Below are 10191 nucleotides of genomic sequence, written 5' to 3' on the forward strand. Positions count from 1 at the left end.
AAGTAATAAAAACAAGGTGGTAACTACCTCAAAACTTTCGACTAGCTAGGCGAGGGCGTGCGTCGCTGCGAACATGGCTGGGCTTCAATTGTCGAAGCACCTGTCCCTGTCGCGCCGGTCATTGCGTATTTTAGCAAGCTTCATGAACCGCCGCGCTTTCGGCTTAGCCGGGAAAGGAGGTGGCCATTTAGAAACTTCCACTGACCGCATTCAGCGCGTTTATGCGCTGCGCGGATATTTTTGTTTCAACCTCGCCTGATGCCGCTTTTTAGATGAATGGCGGTCTGGCGTTCCAGAAATAGGAATTTGTCATGAGACGTAATGTGAATAATACAAACGTAACGACCGTCGACGAAATTAATGTCGAGAACCTGGAAGCTCCGGTTAATGTCGAAATCCCGATTGATGAGGCGTTTGTCGAAGCCGACCTGACTGCTCAACAGCAGCAGCAGGACCAGACTGTCGAAAACTCCAACGATCAGGGTCAGGACCAAAATCAAGGCCAGGACCAAGGTCAAGATCAGGGCCAGGACCAAGGTCAAGATCAGGGCCAGGATCAGGATCAAGGTCAGGATCAGGACCAGACGCTCAATGCCGGAGATAACACCAACGACAATTCGAACAGCAATGCGATCAATATCGACTTTGGTGGCGGAGAGTGGATTCCGCGCGATGACGATCAGGTTGATTTGGACTTCGGAGATAACGCGTCGGTTGGCGACGTAATAACTGCAGGCCGTGATCTGAACTATGATCCTGGCGATGACATGAATGTCGATATCTCAATGGATGGTGCGGGAACCGCGATGGCGGCCGTCAACAGTCAGGTGGCTAGCCTGAGCGATGACGACACGCTGGAATCGGCGTCAGTTTCGAACAATTCCGGTTTCTATCAGAATGGTAGCGCCTATGGCGGTACCGCCAACGCTGAAGAAGGTATCGGCGTCAAGTCCAACGGTGGAGATTCGGGCGACGGTGGTACCAGCTATGGTGGTTCGGCAGACTCGACCACGCTGGGCAGCCATGCGTTTGGTGCCGGTGGCGATACCGGCAGCGCCGACGCGGATTCGAGTGGCGGCGCAGGCGGTGATACCGGTGACGCAAATAACGCCAGCATTGGTGTCGGCCTGTCCGGCGCAGGGGCTGACGGTGACAGCACCGGCGGAGACGGCGGCGACGCTGACAGTTCGTCTTCTGCTGACAACGACGGCAGCACAAGCGTTGACGGTGACGGAACCGGCGGTAACGGCGGAAGCGCAGATTCGTTTGGTCTGGGGCTGGGCCTTGGTCTGTCTGGCTCGAATGCCTCGGGCAGCGCCGATGGCGGCGACAGCGATTCCGACTCGAGCGGCACGGGCTTTGGTCTGGCCGGGAATGACGTAGACGCCGAAGGTTCCGACGGTGGTGACGGCAGCGCTTCGACAGACGGTTCGTCGTCGAATTCCAGTGACAGCACAACCGAAGCCAATGATGCGACTGCCGGCAGCAACGCAGCAGAGGGCAGCGCTGACAGTGGTGCGGACAGCTCGGCTGATGGAACTGGCGGACCTGGCACCGGCGGTGAAGGCTCTGGCGGCGAAGGGACCGGTGGTGAAGGATCCGGTGGCGACGGCACGGGCGGTGACGGTACCGGCGGTGACGGCGAAGGCGGATTTGCCGCTATGGTCGAAGCTGCAATCATGGCCCTGCAGGAAGAGCTAGGCATGGTTGATGCCGAAGCGGGCGAAGGCGGTGACGGAACCGGCGGTGACGGAACTGGTGGCGATGGTTCGGGCGGCGATGGCTCTGGTGGCCATGGCTCAGGCGGTGACGGTTCGGGCGGCGATGGTTCCGGTGGAACTGCCGACGCGGATTCGGATGCGCAGGGTGTTGGCGACCAGTCCGCAAGCGGGCCTGATATCAACCAAAGCCCAGGTGACGTGAACGGTGCATCCAGCAATTCGCAGAACACGGATGGCAGCGGTGGTGATGGCGGATCAAATTCGGCCAACGGCACAGCGGACGCAGCGGGTTCTGGTACATCTGCAGCAGACGGTGACGGCGGAGCAGGCGGCACAACGACGCCCACATCCACGTCTTCGGGCAACGGTGCCGGATCTGCTGATGCGGCCAATACCGCCGGTGATGGCGGAGCGGCGGATGTATTCGGTGATGCCGATACAAACGGAGCCGCCGACAGCCTGGCTGAAGCAATCGCCGGATACGGTGGTTCGGGCATGTCCGATAACGATGCCACATCGACCGGTTCGGGCGATGCGACCGGTGCGGCCAGTTCAGGTGCGAGTGGTGCCGGTGGCGCGTCCGCCGCAAATGGCGGAGCCAGCGGATACTCGACCGGTACAGCCATGTCCGGTGACACCATGGGTGGAACCATCACGGGCGGCAGCGCGGCTGGTGCCTATTCGGGTGACGGGGGTGCAGGCGGCAACGCTGGCAACTGGGGCTCGAACAACGGTGGTGATGGTATCGTGACCGGCGAGTCCTATGCCTCGGCAGCGGCTGTTGTCGACACCTCGGCCTTTAACCAGTCGATCGTCATGGGCGCCAACGTGCTTGGCAACTCGGTCGACACGACCATGGTCGGTGGTTCGATGACCTCGTCCTACGCAAGCGACGACAACGACGCATAAGTCATAAGGCGAGGCCCGCATTATCGGGCCTCGCTATTTTCGAAAATGCCGGGGCCGCGAGCAGTGGCCCCGGCCCAACTGAACCCAAAGCGGAAATTCTGGCCGGTGCGGGTGAAAAAGGATGACCGACATGGCCCTTGACGCAATTACGGAAACGATAGCGCATTTTGTTGGAGCATTTGAACTTACGATCGAACAAGCCCGGCTGCGGGACCAGTATGACGAATTCACCGCCCTGAGGCGAAAAGCCGAAATTGACGGGCTGGACGATCCTGCTGCGATCCACATCAGGGCCGACCTTGATATCCCGGTGGGCGAGTACAAGCTCCTCCCATACAATTTTGCCCCACCTCAACCTAACCTGCCGCTACCAGACGCGCCGAAGGGGCCTGTGCATGAATCGGTGATTATCCTTGGTGGAGATGGGCCGGTTTCCGAGCGTTTTGTCCCAGACGACACGATTGGACCATCATCCGTTCCCACACTCGTCATTCTGCAGCCGGACAACGTGCCGTTGGGGTCTGCGGTAAGTTACACCATGCAAAAGGTTTTCCTGCGTGACAACGATACGGTGGGCGAGGGTGAATTTCGCGACACGGACGCGTTGATCGCGAAAGGTGAGCAGATGCTGGACATGGCGTTGTCCCTTCATGCCGTGGCAAGCCCGTCATTTTCACTCGCGGACTACCAGTCAATCGAGATGGTCGAGGCACTGGCCGAACAGATGCTGAATCCGATGAACGGGGATGTGGATGGCGTCACCGTGTATCAGTTCCATGGCGATGATGCCCTGGGTGTGATCGTCAATGGCGAGCACATGGCCGAAGCACCTGAATGGACCGACCTGCTGCCCGCTTTCCATCAGCCGGATGAGGCGACTGGCGATGAAGCGGAAACGCCGTTGCCTGCCGAATGGGATCAGTCCAGGGATCCCGATTTTGACGACGGGCATCTGGTGGTGACCGGTGGCAACCTGGCGATCAATGCAGTGTCCGCGACAATTGGTTGGGTGGATGCTCCGTACATTGTTGTAGGCGGGCAGGCTGTCAATCTGACGGTCATCAGTCAGGTCGCGCTTGTTTCCGATTGGGACGTGGGTGCCATGAATGCCGGAAGCGGTACCAACCTGGTTCAGTCTTCGGTGATCGAAGTCGAAGGCAAAGAGGCCGCCTGGCTGGACAACGCCGACGGAACAGGCGGCCAGCCCGCATATGTTGTTGTGGACTGGGTTCACGGCGATCTGGTGGTCGCGAATTTCATCAACCAGCTTATTGACGCTACCGATATCGATCACATTCAAACAGAAATTTCAGCTACATCCACGCTTTACGCGCTGGGCGACAACGAAATGTACAATGTCGCCGATATCGTGCAGCTGGGCAGCTATTACGATCTGATCATGATCGGCGGAAACATGATCTCAGTCGATATGCTGGTTCAGTCCATGGCCCTTATGGATGACGACATCATCAACGGTGGAGTACCCGCGTCGATGATGGACGGTGATGAAAACCTGCTCATGAATGACGCGTCGGTCAAAACGATCGGCAAGGACGTTCACCAGGATATGCAACAGAATATGGCTGACGCGCTGGCCATACAGGAAATGGACATGGGCGCGTTGGAAGACGCGCTTCTGAATGATCCGATGTTCGCCGGGATGGAGCAGTTGCGCGTCCTCAGGATCGACGGAGATCTTATGCAGGTGAACATCGTCAATCAGGTCACGATGATGCTGGATCAGGATGATATTGACCTGTCGGGCCCGAATGCTGCCGGGGCCGAGGTTGTCGCAGGCAGCAATGCCATGCTGAACTCCGCGCATCTGACCAAGATGGGTGTGGACTCGACAGTCATGGCAGGTGACGGTTCGTATTCCGATCTGCTGTTGCATCAGGCCAGCCTGATCGACATGCCGGACAACGACGAGATTACCGCGATGACCAATGAGGCAATTGCCGCCATCATGGGTGACATGACCGTCGCGCAACCGGATGCGGCTCTGGCGCTGAATGCCCCGGCTCTTGATCCAACAACACCTGACGACGGCCTGCAAACCATGCTGGCCTGATCCCCTCAAGAATTTTACCGAGTGACCAGAAGGTTTCTAAATGTCGTTTGTTTTTTCGTCGCGCCGCCATCCTTTATCCAGCCCGCTGGACAGGCAAGGCGGGTTGGGTCTGAAGCGTCAGGGTGCCGAGCCGGGGGCAGATCCTGCAAATCGGGCCACAGGTGCCTCTACCCGACTGCATCTGACGCAGGAGTTCCGAGTGCCTGAACCAGATCAAACCCGGCCGGTCGAAAACGATACGTTGAAATCGGCCAAAGACCAGAAACACTCATGTGAACAACCGCGCGCTGAACCTCCCCATCGGCGTGCGCCGCCGCAGCCCGTGCAAGACAAGGACATTGCGGGCGGTGGTGACGGGGTGGCTGATGCTGACGGCCATGACCATGCAACCGCGGACGAAACGACAGCGCGCAAGACCCCCTCTGCGCGCACGTCCGGCGCGGATCACATGGGCGCGACGATCGAGGCCAAGGCAAACCAGCCACTGTTGCGGACAAATTCCGGCGGCGGTGACAGGAACGGGCCACCCCAAACCTTTCACAAGCGCACCCCGCCCGAGGATTTCCAGCGCACATTGCGGGATTCGATCCGGGCGATCCGGCGTAACCTGGCATTTGTTCTGGTGCTGACCTGCGCGACCAATATTCTGATCCTGTCGATCCCGATCTACCTGTTTCAGATCAGTGACAGAGTTCTGACCAGCCGGTCCTTGGATACGCTGATCATGTTGACGGCGATCGTCGCCGGGGCTGTGATTTTTCAGTCTGCATTTGATGCGGTGCGGCGGTTTACGCTGATGCGAACCGGTGTCGAGGTTGCCGTTCGTTTAGGTGCACCGGTGCTTAGTGCGGCTGCGCACGCGTCCTTGCACGGAAACGGGCGCGAATATCAGACTCTTGGCGATTTGCAGCAACTGCGCGGTTTTCTGGTTTCGGGCACATTGATTTCGTTTCTGGACGTGCCATTCGCCCCGCTGTTCATATTGATGATCTTTCTCGTGCACCCGCAACTGGGCATGATTGTCGTGGTGACGGCGCTGATCCTGATGACGATTGCGCTGATCAACCAGAAAATGACAGCCAAACCCTTTGCCGAGGCGAACAAAGCGCAGTCCATGGCGAACCTGCATCTGGATTCCATGTCGCGCAACAGCCAGATCATCAACGCCTTGGCCATGATCCCCGAGGCGGTGCGGATCTGGGGGCGGGACACGGCCCAATCCCTGACCTGGCAGGTACGCGCGCAGGACCGTAACGTGATCTTCGCGGCGATCTCGCGCGCTGTTCGTCTGCTGACACAGATTGGCATTTTGGGATGGGGCGCATTTCTGGCACTGCAGGGAGAGATTACCGGCGGCATGGTGATCGCGGCCTCGATCATTGCCGGGCGCGCCTTTGCGCCCATCGAAGGTTCGATTGAGGGGTGGAACAGTTACCTGTTGACGCGCGCGGCCTATGGGCGGATCAAGGCGCTGCTGTCAACCTCGGCCCTGCAACATGAGAAGTTGCGCCTGCCGCGACCTGAAGGGCGGTTGGATGTTGAGCGGTTGCTCTATGTCCCCGGTGGAACCAAACGTGTGGTTCTGAACGGGATTACCTTTTCACTCATCCCCGGTGAAACACTGGCGATTATCGGCAATTCCGGTGCGGGCAAAACCACCTTGGGCAAGACCCTTGTCGGGTCCGTTCTGCCCACGTCGGGAAGTGTGCGGCTGGACCTGATGGATATCCGCAACTGGGACCCGCGCCAGTTCGGCGAAAGCATCGGTTATCTGCCACAGGATGTGCAGCTGTTCCCCGGAACCATCAAGGACAATATCGGCCGGATGCGAGCCGATGCCACGGACGAACAGATCCACGACGCCGCTGTACTGGCTGATGTACACAACATGATCGCGACCCTGCCGCAGGGGTATGAGACCGTGGTGGCCGCTGATGGATCACCTTTATCGGGCGGACAGAAACAACGCATTGCGCTGGCGCGGGCGTTTTTTGGAAATCCAAGAATGGTGGTGCTGGACGAGCCGAACTCGAACCTTGACGTTGCTGGGGACAAAGCATTGGCGCGTGCCATTGAACAGGCGCGCGAAAGCAAGATCACCGTGGTCGTCATCACGCAGAAACCAACGCTGCTGAACGTGGTCGACAAGATCATGTTGCTGACCGATGGGCGCGTCGCTCTGTTCGGTCAGCGCGAGCAGGTTCTTCAGCAGATCAACGGGCCGCGCAAACGGACCGGAATTGAAGGGCAACAGGGAGGCTGACCATGAATGACCTCGTACCCGTAAAAAACTCTGCCGGTGAACCTGACGTCTGGTATGCGGAAGTTCCGCGCTCGATCAACCGCTTCATTGTTATCGGCATAATCATGCTGGTCGTCTGTTTTGGCGGTTTCGGAGTGTGGTCCTTCAGTGCTCCGCTGGCGGCGGCGGTCATCGCGCAGGGCAGTTTTGTCGCCACCGGGCGCAACAAGATTGTCCAGCATCTTGAAGGCGGGATCATCGAAGACATCAAGGTCACCGAAGGGCAATCGGTTCAGGCAGGCCAGGTGCTGATGACGCTGGATCAGACCTCGGCCCAGGCCAATGAGCGCGAACTGTTCATCCGCAAATTGCGCTTGCAGGCGATGACCGAGCGGTTGCTGGCGGAATATGGGGAACGGGATCGTCTGGTTTTTACACCAGATCTGGTCGAGGCCTCTAAAGACGTGGAAGTCATGGCCATTCTCGACGGTCAAATGCTCAGCTTTGATGTGTCGCGCAAGACCTTGCTGAATGATGTGGCGCTATTGGAACGCAACATGGAAGCATTGAAAATCCGGGCAAGTGGCTTTGAAGCTCAATTGGAAAGCATGGCCACACGTGCCGAAATCTTGCAGGAGGAATACGAGTCCAAGAACCAGCTTTTCCAGAAAGGGCTGGTTCGGAAGGGCGAATTGAACACGATCCGGCGTGTGCAGGCCGAAGCCGAAGGGCAGCAGGCGCGGTTGCAGGCGGAGGCCGCTGAAATCAATCAGATGCTTCTGAAATACCAGGAGCAGATTACGCGCACCCGATCCGCCTATCGCGAGGCTGCACTGGATGAATTGGGCGTGGTCGAGGCCGATCTGGAAAGCGTGCGCGAAAAATCCCGTCAGGCCCGCAATGTTCTGGACCGGGCCGTGGTGCGGGCGCCTGTGACCGGGACGGTAGTTCGCCTGCATTACCATACGCCGGGTGGCGTAATCGAAACGGGTGAACCCATTGCGGAAATCCTGCCCGCCGATGCGCCCTTGATTATTGAGGCGCAAATCCCACGCACCGAGATTGATAGTGTGGTAACCGGGCAGACCGCCTCTGTCCGCCTGATCGCGCTCAATCAGCGCACAACACCGGTTCTGTACGGGGAAGTCTTTTATATCTCAGCCGACGCGCTGCTTGAAGAGGCGGCAGGCGTTCCAAAAGAGGTTTATCTGGCGCGCATCTCACTTACCCCGGACGAACTGCACCGGGTCAGCGGCTTTGTTCCAACCCCCGGCATGCCCGCGGAAATCATGATCCAAACCGAAGAACGAACTTTTGCGGCCTATATCGCCAAACCTGTGTCGGACAGCATGTCGCGCGCGTTTCGCGAGCAATAACCTAGGTGCCTGAGGCCGTTGGTTCATCTACCTCAAGTCGCGTTCTGATCCTTTTGGGAAAAGCGTGAAAGTGAGGGTGTGTACTTTTGACGGCGAAAGACTTGGGATATCACAAGCTCCACACCCTTGGCGGTCTGGCGGATCGGATCAACGGTAGTCACGAAATCACAGGTTCATGAAGCGTCAGATTTCCGCATCTGATGCAAATCAATGCAAAACACATTCGAATCGAGACATGTTTGGCCGGAACTCATCATAAGGAACACCCGACCATGTTTCGCCTTGCCGCCATGCTGTATTCACTGATCGCCACTGCCATTTCTGGTTCTGCCGTAATCGCTGTGCTGTCTGCGGGATTGGTTTCCGTCAGCGCAATTGTCGGTGCCGCAGTTGCTGGGGCGATGATCGCTGCTCCGGTGTCTTGGATGGTGGCCCAGCGGCTATACCGGGGCGCCTGATCAGGCGTTCAGGAACGCCCGGACCGCCGCCTCGAATTCACGTGGCTTTTCGGCGTGCAGCCAATGCCCGGCTCCGGGTATTTTGGCAAAACGCGCGCCGGAAAACAGCGAGCGGATTGCAGGGCGGTGTTCTGGCAGGACATAATCCGACGCCTCGCCCGACAGGAACAGGGCGGGACCATCCCATGTGGCGTCCAATTTGGGGAAGCCCATGATCTTTGGCATCTCGGCTGCAAGAACATCCAGATTAAGCAGCCATCGTTTTCCCTTGATATCCAGCGATTGGGTGAAAAAGCTTTGCAACGCTTTTTCAACGCCTTGATCGGCCAGTTGCATTTCCGCATCCGACCGGCGGGTGATGCGCGAAAAATCAACAGCCCGCATGGCTTCGATGAACTGGATTTGGCTGTGCGCGTATTGCACCGGCGCGATGTCGGCGACCACCAGCTTGTTTACCAACCCATTGTGCCGCAGAGCCAACGTCATGGCAGCCTTTCCGCCCATGGAATGTCCAAGAACATCCGCCACGCCGCCGATCTGTTCTATGACTTTGGCGATATCCTGTGCCAGATGGGGATAATCATGGCTCGGGTCCCACATGCTGTAGGCATGGTTGCGCATGTCCACCGCCACAACCTGCCGTTCGTCTGAAAGTCTTTTGGCAATGACGCCCCAGTTCCGAGCAGATCCGTAAAGGCCGTGTGCTATAACCAGTGGGGGGCGGGCGGTCGGTTCGCCATGTACAATCGTGTTCAGCATAGCTTGCGTGATACAAGCGCCAACAGCGGATCACCAGCCCCATTGTAGGTCTTTGTGGCGCAGGTTAGATTGCTGCGGCAGGAGAGAGCCCATGCCTCAGGACCCAGACATTCAGACCCGGATCGCCGAGACAGTGGCCTTGCTGCGTGCCAAGCTTGGCGTGCGCGACAAGACGCTAGAGGCATCCATTCGCAAGGCAAAACGACGTCTGCCGCGCCGGGTATACCGGCAGGCCATGGTGCTTGCCCGGTCCGAGGCGATGGCATCGCACCCAAAGATGCGGTTGATTCTGGATACCCCCAAGCTCGTCAGGGCGTCGGATGTGGTGCAGGACCATCTGGGAAGCATCAATCTTGCGGATCGCAGATGGGGCTGGTTCCTTGGTTTGCTGGGGGGGCTGGCTTTCAACCTGTTGGCTCTGACAGCGCTACTGCTTGTCTTTCTGTGGTGGCGCGATTTGATCTGACTTTCAGAAGGCTGCCAAGCTGACGCTTAGCCTGATCTCCTTGTGTCGAGGCGATCGCTCAAACAACAAAAAAACGGCGCCTTAAGAGCGCCGTTTTCTTTTCTTTTTAAACGCTTACAGGTTTGGGTATATGGGGAAACGGTTGCAGAGGTCAGCGACCTGGGCGCGGACGCGGGCTTCGACTTCGGC

7 protein-coding genes are annotated in these 10191 nt (G+C 58.2%); 6 read left to right on the top strand and 1 reads right to left on the bottom strand.

The genetic code is table 11. The annotated features are described in order from the left end of the window. The first annotated feature begins 311 nt into the window (after positions 1 to 311). The 5 genes from I9188_RS18925 to I9188_RS18945 all read left to right on the top strand — a co-directional run bounded on the left by I9188_RS18925 (position 312) and on the right by I9188_RS18945 (position 8777). Positions 312 to 2630 carry a hypothetical protein gene (locus I9188_RS18925; protein ID WP_209508009.1) on the top strand — a complete coding sequence of 773 codons (2319 nt, stop codon included), beginning with the start codon at positions 312 to 314 and terminating at the stop codon, positions 2628 to 2630. A 130-nt stretch (positions 2631 to 2760) separates the two neighbouring features. Further along, on the top strand, positions 2761 to 4701 hold the full coding sequence (locus I9188_RS18930) for a type I secretion protein (RefSeq protein ID WP_209508007.1): 1941 nt from the start codon (positions 2761 to 2763) through the stop codon (positions 4699 to 4701). A 40-nt stretch (positions 4702 to 4741) separates the two neighbouring features. Next, a complete protein-coding gene (locus tag I9188_RS18935; RefSeq protein ID WP_209508005.1) occupies positions 4742 to 6964 on the top strand; it encodes a type I secretion system permease/ATPase in 2223 nt (740 codons plus the stop codon). Between the two features lie 2 nt (positions 6965 to 6966). Then, positions 6967 to 8319 carry an HlyD family type I secretion periplasmic adaptor subunit gene (locus I9188_RS18940; RefSeq protein ID WP_209508003.1) on the top strand — a complete coding sequence of 451 codons (1353 nt, stop codon included), beginning with the start codon at positions 6967 to 6969 and terminating at the stop codon, positions 8317 to 8319. Positions 8320 to 8591: 272 nt separating this feature from the next. Further along, a complete protein-coding gene (locus I9188_RS18945) occupies positions 8592 to 8777 on the top strand; it encodes a hypothetical protein (RefSeq protein ID WP_209508001.1) in 186 nt (61 codons plus the stop codon). Here I9188_RS18945 and I9188_RS18950 read toward each other — a convergent pair whose 3' ends face one another. Continuing rightward, complete coding sequence (locus tag I9188_RS18950; protein WP_209507999.1) at positions 8778 to 9536, bottom strand: alpha/beta fold hydrolase; 759 nt, start codon at positions 9534 to 9536, stop codon at positions 8778 to 8780. A gap of 91 nt (positions 9537 to 9627) precedes the next feature. Between I9188_RS18950 and I9188_RS18955 the strand changes: the two genes are divergently transcribed. Continuing rightward, positions 9628 to 10002: a hypothetical protein gene (locus I9188_RS18955; RefSeq protein WP_209507997.1), complete on the top strand. Its 375-nt coding sequence runs from the start codon at positions 9628 to 9630 to the stop codon at positions 10000 to 10002. Positions 10003 to 10191: the final 189 nt, after the last annotated feature.

The sequence above is a fragment of the Ruegeria sp. HKCCSA071 genome, assembly GCF_017872555.1.
Classification (GTDB): domain Bacteria; phylum Pseudomonadota; class Alphaproteobacteria; order Rhodobacterales; family Rhodobacteraceae; genus Ruegeria.

Bases quoted from the DNA above. Each gene is read 5' to 3' on its own strand.
- I9188_RS18950 (WP_209507999.1), bottom strand. From the start codon at position 9,536: ATGCTGAACACGATTGTACATGGCGAACCGACCGCCCGCCCCCCACTG.
- I9188_RS18940 (WP_209508003.1), top strand. From the start codon at position 6,967: ATGAATGACCTCGTACCCGTAAAAAACTCTGCCGGTGAACCTGACGTC.
- I9188_RS18945 (WP_209508001.1), top strand. From the start codon at position 8,592: ATGTTTCGCCTTGCCGCCATGCTGTATTCACTGATCGCCACTGCCATT.
- I9188_RS18925 (WP_209508009.1), top strand. From the start codon at position 312: ATGAGACGTAATGTGAATAATACAAACGTAACGACCGTCGACGAAATT.
- I9188_RS18930 (WP_209508007.1), top strand. From the start codon at position 2,761: ATGGCCCTTGACGCAATTACGGAAACGATAGCGCATTTTGTTGGAGCA.
- I9188_RS18935 (WP_209508005.1), top strand. From the start codon at position 4,742: ATGTCGTTTGTTTTTTCGTCGCGCCGCCATCCTTTATCCAGCCCGCTG.
- I9188_RS18955 (WP_209507997.1), top strand. From the start codon at position 9,628: ATGCCTCAGGACCCAGACATTCAGACCCGGATCGCCGAGACAGTGGCC.